The sequence below is a fragment of the Roseivirga sp. genome, from assembly GCF_965216855.1.
GTDB lineage: Bacteria > Bacteroidota > Bacteroidia > Cytophagales > Cyclobacteriaceae > Roseivirga.
Genome location: NZ_OZ244204.1, coordinates 3,065,796 through 3,081,329 on the forward strand (window position 1 = coordinate 3,065,796; position 15,534 = coordinate 3,081,329).

A 15,534-nucleotide genomic window follows, 5' to 3' on the forward strand; every position below is an offset into this window, starting at 1 on the left:
ATGCTTGAGCCTATAAAACATGAGTGTGGTATAGCCCACATTCGCCTTAGAAAGCCACTACAGTACTATATAGACAAATATGGTTCGGCTACCTACGCAGTAAATAAGCTGTACATCATGATGAAAAAGCAATCTAACCGGGGCCAGGATGGTGTCGGAGTTGCGAATATCAAGATGGGAGTAGACCCTGGGCAACGATATATCAGCCGATATAGAACCATTAACTCCGAACCTGTAGAGGAAATTTTCTCCAAAATTGCCAGAAAGTTCTCCAAGGCAAAAAAGAAAGACGGCTATAATCCCAAGAATTCAAAGTGGCTCAAGAATAACCTCGGATTTACCGGAGAAGTGTGGCTCGGTCACCTGCGATACGGAACACACGGTATCAACAATATTGAAAGCTGTCATCCCTTCTTAAGACAAAACAACTGGAGAAGCCGTAACCTGGTAATGGCCGGTAACTTCAACATGACCAACGTAGATGAGTTATTCGATATTCTCATCGATCTGGGTCAGCACCCCAAAGAAAAGACAGATACAGTGACGGTAATGGAAAAGATCGGTCACTTTATCGATGAAGAAAATCAGCGCATTTTCGATAAATACAAAAAGAAGAAGGAGAACTTCGAAATCACCGACATCATCGAAACCGAGATGGACCTTCAGCGTGTGCTGAAGCGTTCGTTCAAGGACTTTGATGGTGGATATGCCATGGTTGGACTATTAGGTCATGGAGCATCATTTGTGGTGAGAGATCCGAATGGTATCCGTCCTGCTTTCAAATACATTGATGACGAAGTGATTGTAGTGGCTTCCGAAAAGCAGGCCATCAAAGCAGCCTTCAATGTCAACTATGACGAGATTACTGATGTAGAGCCAGGTCATGCCCTGATCGTTCATAAGAGCGGTGAGTGGGATGAAGTGCCCATCATGAAGCAAAGAGAAAGAACCTCATGCTCTTTCGAGCGCATTTACTTCTCTCGCGGTAATGATCCGGAAATCTATCAGGAAAGAAAACAACTCGGTCGTTTACTGGTGCCTCAGATTCTGAAGGCCATCAATTTCGACCTGAAGAATACCGTCTTCTCATACATACCCAACTCAGCAGAAGTAGCCTTCCTTGGTATGATGCAGGGACTGGATGACTATCTGATGCAAAAGCAGAAGGAAGTCATTATCGATAAGAAACCATCGCTCGATGATATTGAGCAGATGTTAAGCTTCAGGCCAAGGGTTGAGAAACTGGTTATTAAAGATGCCAAGCTGAGAACCTTTATCGCTGACGATGCCAGCAGAGATGATATGGTAGCCAATGTCTACGATACCACCTATGAAGTGATCAGGAAAAACGTAGACACATTGGTGGTAATCGATGATTCCATCGTGAGAGGTACCACGCTCGAAAAGAGTATTCTCAAAATGCTCGATAAACTGGAGCCTAAAAAGATTGTGGTGGTATCATCAGCACCTCAGATCAGATATCCTGACTGTTATGGTATCGATATGAGTAAGATCCGTGAGTTTGTGGCCTTTAGAGCTATGCTGCAATTGCTCAAAGACAAATACAAAGAGAACTTGCTGGAAGATGTTTACCATGAAGTACTGGCAAACATGGAATCGAATAACCAGCCGAACTACGTTCAGAAACTCTACGCTGAGTTTACGGATGAAGAGATTTCAGCTAAGATCACTGAGATTGTTCGTCCTGATGACCTGAAGGCTGAACTGGAAGTAGTTTACCAGACAGTGGATAACCTGCACAAAGCCTGTCCGAACAATTTAGGCGACTGGTATTTTACCGGAAACTACCCAACCCAGGGAGGAATGAAAGTAGTGAACAAGGCTTTCGTGAACTTTATGGAGGGCAAGACGGTAAGAGCGTACTAGTATTGGGTATTGGGTATTGGGTATTGGGTATTGGGTATTGGGTATTGGGTATTGAGTATTGAGACTGCTGCATCTGAATACTCATACTGAACTGTTAAAAGCGTCATTCTCACTCGGGTGAGGCTATTATGTATAGAGAGAAACGACCAAAGAATCTGCACGTCAAATCATAAAATTTAAGGCTTCCAATGAGAAGCCTTTTTTATTAGATTAGGATTTCAAATAAACACAGTTTCTACTCATGGATTTAGCACTTTTTAAGGAGCAGGGTTATCTGCTCACAGGAATCACTCTACCGGAAAATCACCTTCAGCAATTCAGGGAAATTGCGGAAGCCATAGAAAAGGAGGCACTGGAAGCCTATGCGAAAGACCAGCCCTTACATGGTGCTTGTGTGCTGGAAGATCCGGTGGGGCCGCGGTTAATGCGCTATGACGATCTCTTCCTGAACTATGCAGAACAGCTTAACCAGATGCTGGCTCATCCTGAACTGCTTCAACTGATGAAAGATTTGTGCGGTTCTCAAGTAGTTCCTCTTCAGGCCGACATTCTTTACAAGCATCAGCATCCGCACCCTGTGGTCAAGTGGCATCAGGGAGCTCCTTCAAATCATGATTCACATTACCTGAACATTGGTATTTACCTCGATAATGCCGATTTGGATGATGGTTGTCTGCGCTACGTGCCAGGTACCCAGCATGAGTTGCAGGACATTGCCGAGGTAGAGAGGGAACACGGTTGGAATCCACCCGGAGTAATCCAGGTGCCCGCCAGGGCTGGAGATATTGTCCTACAGGAGATGATGGTTCTGCATGGGTCGGAACCGAAGAGGTCACCCGGAGCCAGGCGGACCATATACGTGGAGGCCAGGCCTTATGAGGCGGTAAAGGCAGATGAAGCCCAGGACCTTCATTGGTTAGATCTGAGACGCTTCTGGATGGCAGAAATTCTAAAATATGACACTGCCGGAGTTTTTACAGAGGAGGAAAAGGCTTTTTACAATGAGGGATATGATATGAGCCTGGATGAATTACTGAAGGAAATTCATGAACACCGCTGCCCACCCATACCCGCAGTTTACAATTACTTTCCGGTTGAAAATCCTAATTATCCTATCCCGGCAGATATGCAATAAAAAAAAGCCACTCATTGAGTGGCTTCCTTATTCATTTCTAATGTCTTCTTATACCGAGAAACTTTCTCCACAACCACAGGTTCTGGAAGCATTCGGGTTAATGAACTGAAAGCCTTTGCCATTCAGTCCGTCTGAGAAGTCAAGCGTAGTACCCAGGAGGTACAATAAGCTTTTTCTATCCACCAGGATTTTTACCCCTTTGTCTTCAAAGACTTCATCTTTTTCTCTGACCTCTGCATCAAATTCAAGGTCATACATTAAACCAGAGCAACCGCCCCCCTGTACTGCCACGCGAATATTGTGGTTGTCAGTCATTCCTTCTTTAGAGCGTAGCTCTACAATCTTGTTTTTGGCTGTATCTGTAACTGTTATCATTAGGCTACCGGATTTAATACTACACTAAATACTGTAATGGTGTTTATGTCTCTGCCATAGTACAACTTATCGAGTGCATCATACATGTTGCTGGCTCGGAAATATGAAGTATGCAGTTCATTGTCACCTTTGGCGATCCACTGAATGGTGTAAGAATTATACTTGTCTTTGTAAGACTGCACATATTCATACATCTTCTTCAGCGCATCGAGCTTATCGACCCCTATTTCTGACTGAAACAGGAAAGACTGATTGTGCCTTGGGTTAATGGTAATCAGGTCGAGTTTTATCTTGCCTTCAACGGTTTGGAATTCAAAACTTAACTCACTGCCCTGTATGCCCAGGTAGCTCTCGATCTTTCTCTGGAGCTTTACACTTTCTACGTGTATATCCGTTCCTGTTGTCATGTTTGTTATCGGGTTAAAGCGCTTCTTTCCTTATATTGAAGCGATTTACTTAACAGGCAAGCTACCTATTAAGTTCAAGTATGTTGCAAAGATAACCAATGAAAATCAATTGATTAAAAACCACGAAATGAGAAAAATAGAACACATCGGAATTGCAGTCAAAAGTATTGAAAACTCCAATGTGTTATTTGAGAAGCTATTCGGTAGAGCCCATTACAAAATCGAAGAAGTAGCTTCGGAAGGAGTGAATACCAGCTTCTTTCATATAGGTCCTAACAAGATCGAATTATTGGAGTCCACCAATCCCGACAGTCCCATTGCTAAATTCATAGAAAAGAAGGGTGAAGGTATTCATCATATCGCCTTTGATGTCGATGACATCCGTGCCGAAATGAAACGCCTGCAGGAAGAAGGCTTCACTCTGCTCAATGAGGAGCCCAAAAAAGGAGCTGATAACAAGCTGGTCTGTTTTCTGCATCCCAAAACGACCAATGGTGTTTTGATTGAGCTTTGCCAGGATGCTGGTTGAAGGCATTCGTAATAGCTGATTAGCCTGTGGTATCCAACTTCAATACGTCCAGGCTTAGAAACCTCAATACATGAACGTATCTTTGCCATCTGAAATAAGTTTTATGGCAGAGAAGCGTACGGAGTTATCAGATTTAGGAGAATTTGGATTGATCGACAAACTGGCAGAAGGCATTAGCCTGAACAACAGCAGTACTGTAAAAGGCATTGGTGATGATGCCGCAGTAGTCGAGAAGGATGAGCATTTCGCTCTACTCTCAACCGATATGTTGGTAGAAGGTATTCACTTCGACTTGTCCTATTGTCCGTTACCCCACCTCGGTTATAAAGCCGTGGCCGTTAATGTCTCAGACATCGCTGCCATGAATGGTAAGCCGGAGCAAATTACCGTATCAATGGCTCTAAGCAATCGCTTTTCACTGGAAGCCATTGAGGCCTTGTACTCTGGTATGAAAGCCGCTGCCAATGACTACAATGTCGATATTGTAGGTGGCGATACCACTGCTTCTAAAAGTGGACTGGTGATTTCCGTTTCCGTTTTAGGACAGGTAGCCAAGAATAAAATCACCTACCGTAAAGGCTCGGGCCAAAATGATATCCTCTGTGCTACAGGAGACCTTGGTGGTGCCTTTATTGGCCTGCAGGTATTGGAAAGAGAGAAACAGACTTTCCTGGCCAATCCAGATATGCAGCCTCAGCTCGATAAATATCAATACATAGTTCAAAGACAATTAAAGCCCTCTGCCAGAATGGATATTATCCATGAACTGAAGGAACTGGACATTGTGCCTACCAGTATGATGGATATTTCCGATGGACTGGCTTCAGAGGTATTCCACCTGTCTAAACACTCTCAGGTAGGTTTTGCGGTTTATGAAGATCAACTGCCCATTGATAAGCAGACCTACGATACAGCGGTAGAATTCAACCTTGATCCTATTACTGCTGTATTGAATGGGGGGGAAGATTATGAACTACTCTTCACTATCAAACAGGAAGATCATCCTAAGCTGGAGAAGCATAGAGATATACACTTTATCGGCCATGCGCAGACTTTAGACAAAGGAAATGTGCTCATTACCAAGAATGGTAATCATGTGCCATTGAAGGCCCAGGGTTGGGACCATCTCTCATCTTGAGTGAAGTATTAGGATAATGATGGGCAGGCACGTGAAGCCTGCAATTACTCCTGCATTGAACTTCTGTTCAGCATTCAGGTATTTGGTGGTGCCTAACCAGGAAATGATAAAGGCCAGAGCTCCCAGAACATAGAGAATAATGGGTTTGTCATAAGCTCTTCTGAATGCCACATCACCTGCTGTTCTAAATTGGTGGCTTTTATAGAATAGGCTGCTTTTTAGCTCCACTTCTTCGTTGAGGTCAGGGACGTAGCCAAACTGCGAGACATAGAATTTGGTGTGGGTAGTTTTGACTTCAACCAGCTTTTTAATTACGCCACTGTTTTCTTCAACCAGCGCTCTTTTTTCAATGACCCGGTCATTGAATGGCTCACTGAAAATGAAGAAATCAAGAATAAGAGTAAATGTAAAGAGCATAATGGCCAGATTAACCAGTTGCGATGCTCTCTCATTGGCCTTGAAGTTCATGGGTGGGTATTGGACTTCAGACTCATTGTAAAAGTGTCTGTTACCACTATTCGCCTGCTGCCTTTTCCATTCGCGTTCCCGTAAAATCTGCTCTACTTCTTCCCAGGTAAAAGTAACTTCTGGTTCTTCCAGATCGCCCCGGTCATATTGGACCCGCGTTGTGGGGTCACTCAATATGCTATAAGCCTCATTCAGCTCCTGAAACGCTGATTGTGCATCGGCTCCACTATTCACGTCAGGGTGCAGATGCTTGGCTTTTTGCCTGAAGGCAAACTTCACTTCTTCTTCGGAAGCAGTTTTTTCTATACCCAGTATCGCGTAATAGTCTTTCGGCATATCTTTGGTTCGCCAGGCTGTTTAGCTCATTGCAAAAGTGAAAATATTAAATCTTAAATCATGAACCCAATTCAATACTTCAATGGCCAATTTGTTGAAAAGGACCAGATTCATATCTCGGTTGACAATGTAGGTTTTCTAAGAGGCTATGGAGTGTTTGAATTCTTTAAGGTACATGGAAACAAGCCTTTGTTTATGGACGATCACCTGGAAAGGCTTTTCAGGTCGGCTGGTGGAATTAACCTGGAGGTGCCGCTATCGAGAGAAGAGATCAAAGCAGTGGTGACTCAACTGATCGGGAAGAATCAGATGCCCTATTCTTCCATCAAAATCATTGTAAGCGGAGGTAATTCCTCTGATGGCTTCACTCCTGGTAAACCGGAGATGATTGTATTGAATGCCCCTTTTGCTGATCAGCCAGCCTCGGTTTATGAGCGGGGCGCCAGTCTGATGATGTACCAGTATCACAGAGATTTTCCTCACATCAAGTCCCTCTACTATGTAACCACTGTGGCACTTCAGGCAGAGTGGAAAGGGAAGGGGCATGTAGATGTATTATATCACGATGGTCAGCAGATTTCTGAGGTTTCCAGAAGCAATGTTTTCCTCTTCAAAGATGGTAAGCTCAAAACCAATGAAGCCGGAGTTTTGGCAGGGATTACCCGGATGCACGTACTGAAAGCGGCTGAATCGCATTTCGACATCTCCATTGGTCCAATTACTCTGGAAGAACTCTTTTCCGCTGATGAGGTATTTATCACCAGTACCAGCAAAAAGGTGATGCCGATTGTAAAGTTAGATGAAAGGCAGATTGGAGATGGTAGGCCGGGGAAGAGCACCCGCCAAATGATTGAAATTTTCGATCAATATATAGAAGCAGAGCTATCGAAGGCTTAGGCCGCCTGAATCTCGTAGCCGATGACATCGAGTAACATATCTACTATCTGAACGGGGATGCGTTTCTCCATTTCTTTGTAGCGATAGTTGATGACATGTCCGTCTTCCAGTTGAAAGGCAATTCTTCCGGTTTGCATTCTGTTTTCGAAGATTTGAATCTCCAGAATGGTCTGGTCAATGCCGTTGCTGTAGGTGTTGTTGATTCGCCAGGTCACGTTGTTACCAATCTCCACCAACTTGTTCAGCAGGCTTCTGACGGTCTCTTTTTTCTCGTGAAATAGCTGAATCATAAGGTAATCGTTTGCACAATATAATAAGAGAACGCTGGTAGCCAGAATTGGTTTGAGAAATTTTATGCCGGTGGTTGTCCGGATTACTAGTCGTCTTCAGGATATGGTACAAAAAGGAAGTTGGTAAAATCAGGTTCTACCACAAAGAGACAGCAAAACTCATCAGGGTCTTTGTAGGCACTTTTAAAGGCATCGGCATCCTCAATCAGTTTACGCTGAACGAATTCATCGATATAGGTGATGTAGTAATTCCAGTTGGTAGCCAGATCTTCCTTGCCAATCAGCTTTTGGCCAATGGGGATATCCACTTTTGAAATGGGGAAGATGGGAAACTCAGAAAAGCCCCTTTTCTTTACCTGATAAGCTGCTTCTTTCAGGGTGTCGGCCACTACCACAAAATCTTTTGTGATGGTGCCGAGGTATTTGCCATTCAACTCAGGATCATTCTGCATGCTGCAAAGTTAAGAGGATGAGTTGAGGTTTGGAAGTTTAGAGGTGGTGAAGTCTAATGCATGGCTCTGTATTCCAATAGGGAGGTTCAGATATGACGGATCAGTAGTCATATCTGAACCTCAAGCTATTACTCCTCTTTCAAATACTTAATCGGGTTCAGGGTAATCGCTCTATGAAGTTGGGTGTAGATCGTCAATATAGCCACCACAAATACACAGCTTATAGAAACGGCTATAATGCCTATGCCCAGGCTGATATGTTCGGGATAGTTACTCAGCCAGTTGTTCATCAGCCAGACTGCCAGTGAGATACCTACCGCTGTTCCCACCACCAGGAGTATCAGGTATTTACCGAGGTATAATTTAAAGAGGTGTGCCGACTGGGCACCCACTACTTTTCTGATACTCACTTCTTTGAGTTTCTGCCTGATTTGTGTCCCCACAAAGCCCATCAATCCCATACAGGAGAGGATGATGGCAATTAAAGAACCACCTCTCGAGATTTTCTGAATATTGGCTTCCAGTTCGTACTGATCGGCAATATTGTTTTCAGCAAATGTGTAGCTCAAAGGGTATGGCGAGAACATGTCCGTATGGATGTTCTCAATTTGACCGATCATGGACTGACTCATGGCATCAGCCTTGACATGTGTGTCATACAGCGTGAGGTAGCCACCCATATAGAGCACCAAAGGCTCAACTTTGGTGTGAAGCGATTCGAAGTTGAAGTCTTTTACCACACCGATAATCGTTGGTTTTTCGAAGTCGCCATAGTCGAAGTTGATGGTAGTGCCTACCGGGTTCTCCATGCCCTGCTCTCGCACAAAAGCCTCATTAACGATACAGGCTTTGGTCAGGTCGGTAGGAACTTTCGAGTCAAAATCCCGTCCGGAAACCAATTCCATGCCCATGGTCTTGATGTAGTCTTCATCGATTCTGGCATGACGCACTATGACTCTTTCTCCCTCATCATTATGGAAGTCTGTGCCATTAAACCCGGAACTGATGGATACGCTTTGAACACCCGGAACGCTTAAAAGTCTGCTTTTGAACGTAGTCCTGTCCTGTTCACTTTCTATCGGCCTGAAGATATTGATCAGGTTATCTCCGCTGTAGCCGATGTCATAGTTCAGCATAAAGTTGAGCTGCTTATCCAATGTGAGCATACCAACCAGCAGAAATACCGCTATGCAGAATTGCAGGGTAATTAATGATTTGGACAGAAGGTTCTTTCCGCCAAGTTTGGCCTTACCCTTCAGTCCATAAACCGTTTTAAACCTCGATAAAAGGAGAGCGGGATAAACTCCGGCCAGGAGAGTGCTTAGAGCCAGGATGGCAACACCACCTAATAATACATTTTGAGAGAAGACGGTCGAGAGTGTATAACTCTTATTGGCATAACTGGCAAAAGCCGGAAGCAGTATGTAAATAATGCCTACTGAGAGAATAAGGGCCAGCATGGCCGATATAAAGGCCTCAGTTACAAACTGCTTGAAGACGCCTCCTTTTTCGGCACCGAAGACTTTTCTTAAGGCCACTTCTTTCAGTCTGACCAGATAATTACCAACGGCAAAGTTGGCGTAATTCACACAGGAGATCAGCAGGCAAAAGGCACCGATGATGGCCGTAATCATGATCATCTCATTATCTCCACGTGCGTTAATTCCATTACCGGTATGTAATTCCGGATTCAGGTGAATATCTGTCAAGGGCTGAAGTCCTAAACTGACCTCTGCCTGAAACTCTTCATTCTGTAGTAGGATTTCAGTCATTTGATCGGAAACCAGATCAGGAGAAGTACCGGGGTTCAGTGTGAAGAAGCAGTTCATATTGATGTCGAACCAAATGGTTGTTCTTCTCTGATTAGCCTGAGCCCAGTATTCAAAGGGCATCAATATGTTGGGTCTGATTGACGTGTTGGTTGGAAAGTCTTTGTAAATACCGGTGACATTGAAGGTGAGTTCTTCCGTTCCGGCCATCAGTACAATCTCACGCTCACTCAGATCGGCAGGAAGGCCGTAACGGGCAGCAGTTGTTTCGGAGATTACGAGGCCTGAGGTGTTGTTGAAGTCCCCGGCCGACCCGATAAGGAATTCGACATCGAAAATATCGAAGAAGCCCTTGTCGGCATAATGGGTAACTTCATTGACAAACTCCTCATTTACTTTACCCAGAAAGAATCCACTCTTGTATCGGCTAGAGAATTCAATGCCGGGAACCTGTTTGGGGAGTTCTTCGCCCATAATGTAAGAGGAGCCGGCAAAAAGCTCACCCTGATCGCCAAATGTCATAGATGCTTTAATGCGATAGGTCCTGTCGGCTTTTTCGTAGAAGCTGTCATAAGAATATTCGTCTGTCACGAAGATGTAAGCCATCCAGCAGATGGCTATACCTATGGCCAGTCCCAGAATGTTGAGGCTTGAATAGCCTCTGGTCTTCCACAAGAAGCGGAAGCCTGTTTTAAAATAGTTTTGAAGTAACATGATGCTTGAGTTTTGAATATTGACCTTGATTTTGAAAAGTTGGAAGCTGCTGAAAACTTCCCATATATATTGAGTGCGGGCATAGAAGTGCCCCTTCTCCTCAGATCTCCAGAGAAATGCCTCATGTAAATCCCCTTCCACCTCTTCTATGAGGTCGTCAGGACAAATACGCTGAAGCAGCTTGATGGCCCAGCCGGGAGGGTGATTAGGAGAGGCCATAGTTGAATGTTGCTTTAGGAACTTTAGACCACATCTGGGTTCTCCTTTCCTGAATTTCACTGGCTACTTTAAATCCGGTCTGGGTAGCCTGATAGATTCTTTTGCGCTTACCTCCCCGCTCGGGAGTAGGGTCCCCGAAATCAGATTTCACCAGCCCTTTTTTCTCCATACGCTTTAAAACAATATGAATGGCAGGCAATGAAATACTTTGACTCATGTGTTGTTCATACACTTTGGCAATTTCAACACCATAGGTTTTTTCCTGCATTAAGAGGATGATCAGGATGGTTTCTTCCAATGTGCCTAATGAGTATTCGCTCATATTATTAGTATTTGTTAATAAAATAGAAAGGCAATATAGTTAACAGATGTTTAAAAAATCAAAATAGTTTGAATCAACCCTCAGGAAATTGTCATGAACGTCAGAATAAAGAGAAAGTATTAACTTGATTAGCTAACGCGCTAACTCATGAAACCAAGAATTCTACTACTGAGCCTGGCTTTGATGTCCGTATTATTCAACGGACTTCAGTCACAAACCAAAATTCCCGTCTGGCCCGATGAAATTCCCAACAGAATAGAATCTGGCGAAAAGGAAACCCAAACCAACAATGACATACTCTGGATTATGAAAATCCAGGAGCCGGAGCTGGAAATTTATCTTCCACCTAACAGAAAGAATAATGGCTCCGCTGTAATGATACTGCCGGGCGGAGGTTATGCGGGGCTAGCCTATGACTGGGAGGGAACCGATGTAGCCAAGTGGTTGAATAGTATCGGGGTGGCGGCTTTTGTATTAAAGTACAGAGTTCCGCTATCTGAATCTGTGGAAAATAAGGAATGGGTGCCTCTTCAGGATGCACAACGAGCACTAAGAACCATTCGATCAAGAGCTGAAGAGTTTAATATCGATCCGGCTAAAATCGGAGTCATGGGTTTTTCGGCTGGTGGACACCTCGCGTCTACTTTAGGAACACACTACAATCAGAAGATCCCATTTATGAATGATGCCATTGAACAGGTGAGTGCCAGACCTGATTTTCTCATGTTGATTTATCCGGTCATCTCCATGCAGCCAGATCTCACGCATCAGGGGTCAAGGAATAACCTGATTGGTGAGGGTGCCGATCAGATGCTCACGGATTTGTTCTCCAATGAAAAGCAGGTAGATGCCTTTACTCCACCTACTTTTTTGCTCCATGCTATAGATGATGACGTAGTGAAAGTAGAAAACAGTTTGGCATTCTACAGCACCCTAAAAGAGCATAAGGTGCCTGTAGAAATGCATGTTTTTCCATCTGGCGGACATGGTTTTGGCCTGGGTACGGGAAATCCTTCCCTTCAACAATGGCCCGGACTAATGGCTCAATGGCTTAGCGGACTTTGGAATAAGTGATTACTCAAAAGGTAGAACCCTTCTGACCAGAATCAGTTTGCCTTATCGGAAATCGGAAATCGGAAATCGGAAATCGGAAATCGGAAATCGGAAATCGGAAATCGGAAATCGGAAATCGGAAATCGGAAATCGGAAATCGGAAATCGGAAATCGGAAATCTGAAGTCTGAAATCTGAAGTCTAAAATCTGAAGTCTAAAATCTGAAGTCTAATTTACCTTACACTTTCCAGTGCCTGGGAAATATCCCAGATAATGTCCTTTTCATTTTCAACACCAATTGAGAGCCTGACCAGATTTGGCGTAATCTTGTATTTCACTCTGTCTTCTTCCGGCACACCGGCATGCGTCATGGAAGCCGGGTGCTCGGCAAGAGATTCGGTACTTCCGAGGCTCACTGCCAGTTTCATCAACTTGAGGTTATTCAGGAACTGGAAAGCTTCTTTTTCGCCTCCTTTAATGTCAAAGGAAACCATGGCTCCTGTACCCTCACACTGTTGATCGAAGATGCGTTTTTGCTCTTCATCCTCAATATGACCGAGATAATGAACCTTCTCTACTTTCGGGTGATTGAGAAGAAATTCTGCTACCCGGGTAGCATTGAATTCCTGAATATTCATTCTGGCTTTGAGTGTTTCCAAACTTCGCATCAGTAACCAGCCTGTCCATGGACCAGCCATATTGCCCAGGAAAGTTCTCATTCCTTTTACCCTGGCCATAATGTCCTTAGCCCCCAGGCAGGCTCCTGCAATCAGATCGCTATGTCCACCAATGTATTTGGTAGCGGAATAGAGTACCAGGTCAGCGCCATGCTTGAGAGGATGCTGCCATAAAGGCCCCATGTACGTGTTATCTACTGCCACAAGTGTAGGTCTGTCTTCACGGCTATATTCATCGGCCAGTTCACGACACATGACCAAATCGATCAGGGAGTTGGTAGGGTTAGCCGGGGTTTCAACATAAACCAATGTCACCTGATCACTCAAGCCTGCGGCTTCTACTCTGGCTTGAATATCAGCCTTGGAGTCAGAAGCGTCAAAGTCGATGACATGAATCCCGTAACGGGTAATAATCTGCTCAATAAAATGACTCGTACCACCATAAACGGGCTGGCTATAGAGCAGGCAGTCGCCAGGGTTCAGGAACTCCAGCAACACGGTGGTAATGGCCGACATACCGCTTTCAAACACGGCACAGTCTTCGGCTCCATCCCAAAGGGTAAGGCGGTTTTCCAATATCTCAAGATCAGGGTTGTTGAGTCGGCTGTAGATGAGGCCTAGCTCTTCTGATTCCTGCTTTTCGCGTATACCATAAGCGACTTCAAAGAATGCTTTTCCTTCTTCGGCAGTCTTAAATACAAATGTGCTTGTCTGAAAGATAGGGCACTTTACCGCCCCCTCTGAAAGCTCAGGTTTATAGCCATAAGACATCATGAGACTCTCGGGCTGCATAAAATTTTTCTTATCGTCCATTTCCATAAGTTTTACTCAATTTAGATCATTAGTCTGGTCATAGTCAACAGTGTAGGAAAATGATCTTTTTGAAGTTTGTTAATTAGTATATTTATCTTTTCAGTCGCCTTTGAGGCTGGGTTAAGAGAAAAATTATCTTATGGATAAAACAGATAAGCAGATACTTCGCGCTTTGCAGGAAAATGCCAAGCTCACCAACAAGGAGCTGGCAGCCATGTTAGGCTTAACCATTACACCTGTTCATGAAAGAATAAAGAAGCTGGAGAGAGAGGGCTTTATCAGTCATTACTCGGCCATAGTCAATCCACAGAAAGTAGATCTTGGGCTAGAGGTGTTTTGCAGTGTTTCACTCAAAGACCATCAGAAGGAGTTCATTGAGCAATTTGAGCGTGATGTGGTGGCGCTGGATGAAGTAACCGAATGTTATCACATTGGTGGTCGTTTTGACTATCTATTGAAGGTGGCAGTCAGTAATATGGAAGCCTATAGAGATTTTGTTGCTCAGAAGCTGGCCGAGCTCGACAACATCGGAAATGTACAGAGCTCTTTTGTGATGTCTGAAATCAAAAAGTCTTACAAGCTGCCGTTCTAGTGATTTTTGGCAATGAAAATTAAATGAGGACTGAGCCGAACCTCTGTCAGGCTCAATCCCCATTAAGCGTTACCAGTTTTCTTTTGGTTTCGGATCATACCTGTGGAATGGTGTTTCATTGATCCAATGGAAACCTCTGTTTCTCAGGTAGAATTTCTCAATATCATAAGTCTTGAGTTTAAGCTGAAGGGTGTCTTCCCTGAAAACTCCTGAAAGCTTCAAACCATCTTCCAGCTTCTCATAATCCATATTGTAAGTCTTCTGCAATGAGTCTCTACCAATAGTGAAAGTGACTATTTGAGAAGTAGTGTCAATCTCTGATTGATAGACTACCAGTCGATCATCCATAGAGACTACCCTAGTTAAGGTAGGACTATCGAAAATGACCCTTTGCCACCTCTCATCATCGGTCAATAAGGGAGGAATGGTGTCACCATTTTTCACAAAGTGTTCCACATCATATAATCCGAAAAGGGCAGCCCTTGGTCGTAATTCACCGTATTGTTTCCTTCCGGAAAGGCCGGCATCAATACGCACATAAAAGATATATATAATGAATACTGCTTCCAGCGCCAATAGAATGTAGTTGTGACTTGGCTTCTTGAAGAATGGAGGCCAGGGGGTAATTTCCTTCGGCTTTTGAGTAAGGAACAGACCAATGATCGCTTTATAGTCGATCAGAGCAATGTACAGACCCATTAGCATCAATTGAGCTGAGAAGAGTTTTACAGGAACATCATAGGCCATGTTCAGCATAAATACATTGAACATTACCCCGAAAGTAACCAGACCACCAAGCGTTCTGGTTCTTCTGAAAATGAGCAGTACTCCGGCAATGACTTCACTCATACCGGCATAGACTGAGTATGTTTTGGAGGCCCCCATAAAAGTCCAGAGGAGTCCCATAGGTGAAGACTGCCCATAAGTATTGAGCAGGCGGTGAATGCTCAGTTCTGGCATCTGTAGCCAGAAGACCTTAATGAAACCATAAATGGCCATGAAGTAGACAAGGTAGTAAACCACTATCATGACGAAGATTCGCCACAACCGATAGTAGTTGTCTCTTTTCCTATCGAGCACAGTCCATAAGCCACTACCTGCAATGGCGAGTGTCAGGAAAAGTGCCGTTCTGATCCAGTCGGCTGTAGTATCACCACTACCGGTTGGACCCATAAAAAGCTCTTCGATACCCAGTATGCCACTGGCTATCCCCTTCACTATCCAGTTCCAGAAATCTGCCAGAGCGGAAGAAAGCTGATAGCTGTTGAACACCATTTCGATGATCGAAAAGGGGAAGGGTAGAATGAATAATAGGAATAGAATAAAAATGAACCTGAAACCAATCTTCTGACTGGTGGACCATGAGTGTTGTTGATACATAGTTGCTTGAGTTTGAGCCAATCAAGATATATTTGACGATATAATTTAACCGACCGCTACTAAAATAAGCAAGTATCAACA

16 protein-coding genes are annotated in these 15,534 nt (G+C 44.1%); 7 read left to right on the top strand and 9 right to left on the bottom strand.

Translation table 11 applies throughout. The annotated features are described in order from the left end of the window. Both ACOOEY_RS13635 and ACOOEY_RS13640 read left to right on the top strand, forming a co-directional pair. Positions 1–1,887: an amidophosphoribosyltransferase gene (locus tag ACOOEY_RS13635; RefSeq protein ID WP_420385274.1), complete on the top strand. Its 1,887-nt coding sequence runs from the start codon at positions 1–3 to the stop codon at positions 1,885–1,887. Positions 1,888–2,128: 241 nt separating this feature from the next. Beyond that, positions 2,129–3,022 (top strand): phytanoyl-CoA dioxygenase family protein, encoded by an 894-nt coding sequence (locus tag ACOOEY_RS13640; RefSeq protein WP_420385275.1) that lies wholly within the window; start codon positions 2,129–2,131, stop codon positions 3,020–3,022. Positions 3,023–3,070: 48 nt separating this feature from the next. Here the strand turns inward: ACOOEY_RS13640 and ACOOEY_RS13645 are convergent, their stop codons facing one another. Further along, positions 3,071–3,397 (bottom strand): HesB/IscA family protein, encoded by a 327-nt coding sequence (locus tag ACOOEY_RS13645; protein ID WP_420385276.1) that lies wholly within the window; start codon positions 3,395–3,397, stop codon positions 3,071–3,073. Further along, the gene (locus tag ACOOEY_RS13650) at positions 3,397–3,804 is read right to left on the bottom strand and encodes a hypothetical protein (RefSeq protein WP_420385277.1); all 408 of its coding nucleotides are present in this window, start codon (positions 3,802–3,804) and stop codon (positions 3,397–3,399) included. Before ACOOEY_RS13650 ends, ACOOEY_RS13645 begins: the two co-directional genes overlap by 1 nt. Before the next feature lie 127 nt (positions 3,805–3,931). On the opposite strand from ACOOEY_RS13650, the gene mce reads away from it, so the two are divergent. Continuing rightward, positions 3,932–4,333 carry a methylmalonyl-CoA epimerase gene (gene mce, locus ACOOEY_RS13655; RefSeq protein WP_420385278.1) on the top strand — a complete coding sequence of 134 codons (402 nt, stop codon included), beginning with the start codon at positions 3,932–3,934 and terminating at the stop codon, positions 4,331–4,333. Positions 4,334–4,436: 103 nt separating this feature from the next. Further along, complete coding sequence (gene thiL / locus ACOOEY_RS13660; RefSeq protein ID WP_420388657.1) at positions 4,437–5,471, top strand: thiamine-phosphate kinase; 1,035 nt, start codon at positions 4,437–4,439, stop codon at positions 5,469–5,471. Here the strand turns inward: thiL and ACOOEY_RS13665 are convergent. Beyond that, positions 5,463–6,275, bottom strand: coding sequence for a J domain-containing protein (locus ACOOEY_RS13665; RefSeq protein ID WP_420385279.1), 813 nt, complete (start codon positions 6,273–6,275; stop codon positions 5,463–5,465). The two genes, thiL and ACOOEY_RS13665, sit on opposite strands and share 9 nt — an antisense overlap. A 60-nt stretch (positions 6,276–6,335) precedes the next feature. Here ACOOEY_RS13665 and ACOOEY_RS13670 point away from each other — a divergent pair, with 60 nt between their 5' ends. After that, positions 6,336–7,172, top strand: a complete 837-nt coding sequence (locus ACOOEY_RS13670) for an aminotransferase class IV (RefSeq protein WP_420385280.1) — start codon at positions 6,336–6,338, stop codon at positions 7,170–7,172. Here the strand turns inward: ACOOEY_RS13670 and ACOOEY_RS13675 are convergent. From ACOOEY_RS13675 to ACOOEY_RS13690, 4 genes are all read right to left on the bottom strand, one after another. Next, positions 7,169–7,462 carry a hypothetical protein gene (locus ACOOEY_RS13675; RefSeq protein WP_420385281.1) on the bottom strand — a complete coding sequence of 98 codons (294 nt, stop codon included), beginning with the start codon at positions 7,460–7,462 and terminating at the stop codon, positions 7,169–7,171. The genes ACOOEY_RS13670 and ACOOEY_RS13675 overlap by 4 nt on opposite strands. A gap of 86 nt (positions 7,463–7,548) precedes the next feature. Then, on the bottom strand, positions 7,549–7,914 hold the full coding sequence (locus ACOOEY_RS13680) for a hypothetical protein (RefSeq protein ID WP_420385282.1): 366 nt from the start codon (positions 7,912–7,914) through the stop codon (positions 7,549–7,551). Positions 7,915–8,042: 128 nt separating this feature from the next. Then, complete coding sequence (locus ACOOEY_RS13685; protein WP_420385283.1) at positions 8,043–10,616, bottom strand: ABC transporter permease; 2,574 nt, start codon at positions 10,614–10,616, stop codon at positions 8,043–8,045. Then, a complete protein-coding gene (locus tag ACOOEY_RS13690) occupies positions 10,603–10,938 on the bottom strand; it encodes a PadR family transcriptional regulator (RefSeq protein WP_420385284.1) in 336 nt (111 codons plus the stop codon). Before ACOOEY_RS13690 ends, ACOOEY_RS13685 begins: the two co-directional genes overlap by 14 nt. Before the next feature lie 147 nt (positions 10,939–11,085). On the opposite strand from ACOOEY_RS13690, the gene ACOOEY_RS13695 reads away from it, so the two are divergent. Next, on the top strand, positions 11,086–12,012 hold the full coding sequence (locus ACOOEY_RS13695) for an alpha/beta hydrolase (protein WP_420385285.1): 927 nt from the start codon (positions 11,086–11,088) through the stop codon (positions 12,010–12,012). Positions 12,013–12,224: 212 nt separating this feature from the next. On the opposite strand, the gene ACOOEY_RS13700 is transcribed toward ACOOEY_RS13695, so the two are convergent. After that, the gene (locus tag ACOOEY_RS13700; RefSeq protein ID WP_420385286.1) at positions 12,225–13,481 is read right to left on the bottom strand and encodes a cystathionine gamma-synthase family protein; all 1,257 of its coding nucleotides are present in this window, start codon (positions 13,479–13,481) and stop codon (positions 12,225–12,227) included. A 139-nt stretch (positions 13,482–13,620) separates the two neighbouring features. On the opposite strand from ACOOEY_RS13700, the gene ACOOEY_RS13705 reads away from it, so the two are divergent. Next, complete coding sequence (locus ACOOEY_RS13705; protein WP_420385287.1) at positions 13,621–14,073, top strand: Lrp/AsnC family transcriptional regulator; 453 nt, start codon at positions 13,621–13,623, stop codon at positions 14,071–14,073. Between the two features lie 69 nt (positions 14,074–14,142). Here ACOOEY_RS13705 and ACOOEY_RS13710 read toward each other — a convergent pair whose 3' ends face one another. Then, a complete protein-coding gene (locus ACOOEY_RS13710) occupies positions 14,143–15,453 on the bottom strand; it encodes a hypothetical protein (protein ID WP_420385288.1) in 1,311 nt (436 codons plus the stop codon). Between the last annotated feature and the right edge of the window lie 81 nt (positions 15,454–15,534).

Bases quoted from the DNA above. Each gene is read 5' to 3' on its own strand.
- ACOOEY_RS13650 (WP_420385277.1), bottom strand. From the start codon at position 3,804: ATGACAACAGGAACGGATATACACGTAGAAAGTGTAAAGCTCCAGAGA.
- ACOOEY_RS13645 (WP_420385276.1), bottom strand. From the start codon at position 3,397: ATGATAACAGTTACAGATACAGCCAAAAACAAGATTGTAGAGCTACGC.
- ACOOEY_RS13635 (WP_420385274.1), top strand. From the start codon at position 1: ATGCTTGAGCCTATAAAACATGAGTGTGGTATAGCCCACATTCGCCTT.
- ACOOEY_RS13690 (WP_420385284.1), bottom strand. From the start codon at position 10,938: ATGAGCGAATACTCATTAGGCACATTGGAAGAAACCATCCTGATCATC.
- ACOOEY_RS13640 (WP_420385275.1), top strand. From the start codon at position 2,129: ATGGATTTAGCACTTTTTAAGGAGCAGGGTTATCTGCTCACAGGAATC.
- ACOOEY_RS13665 (WP_420385279.1), bottom strand. From the start codon at position 6,275: ATGCCGAAAGACTATTACGCGATACTGGGTATAGAAAAAACTGCTTCC.
- mce (WP_420385278.1), top strand. From the start codon at position 3,932: ATGAGAAAAATAGAACACATCGGAATTGCAGTCAAAAGTATTGAAAAC.
- ACOOEY_RS13705 (WP_420385287.1), top strand. From the start codon at position 13,621: ATGGATAAAACAGATAAGCAGATACTTCGCGCTTTGCAGGAAAATGCC.
- ACOOEY_RS13670 (WP_420385280.1), top strand. From the start codon at position 6,336: ATGAACCCAATTCAATACTTCAATGGCCAATTTGTTGAAAAGGACCAG.
- ACOOEY_RS13700 (WP_420385286.1), bottom strand. From the start codon at position 13,481: ATGGACGATAAGAAAAATTTTATGCAGCCCGAGAGTCTCATGATGTCT.
- ACOOEY_RS13680 (WP_420385282.1), bottom strand. From the start codon at position 7,914: ATGCAGAATGATCCTGAGTTGAATGGCAAATACCTCGGCACCATCACA.
- thiL (WP_420388657.1), top strand. From the start codon at position 4,437: ATGGCAGAGAAGCGTACGGAGTTATCAGATTTAGGAGAATTTGGATTG.
- ACOOEY_RS13710 (WP_420385288.1), bottom strand. From the start codon at position 15,453: ATGTATCAACAACACTCATGGTCCACCAGTCAGAAGATTGGTTTCAGG.
- ACOOEY_RS13675 (WP_420385281.1), bottom strand. From the start codon at position 7,462: ATGATTCAGCTATTTCACGAGAAAAAAGAGACCGTCAGAAGCCTGCTG.
- ACOOEY_RS13685 (WP_420385283.1), bottom strand. From the start codon at position 10,616: ATGGCCTCTCCTAATCACCCTCCCGGCTGGGCCATCAAGCTGCTTCAG.
- ACOOEY_RS13695 (WP_420385285.1), top strand. From the start codon at position 11,086: ATGAAACCAAGAATTCTACTACTGAGCCTGGCTTTGATGTCCGTATTA.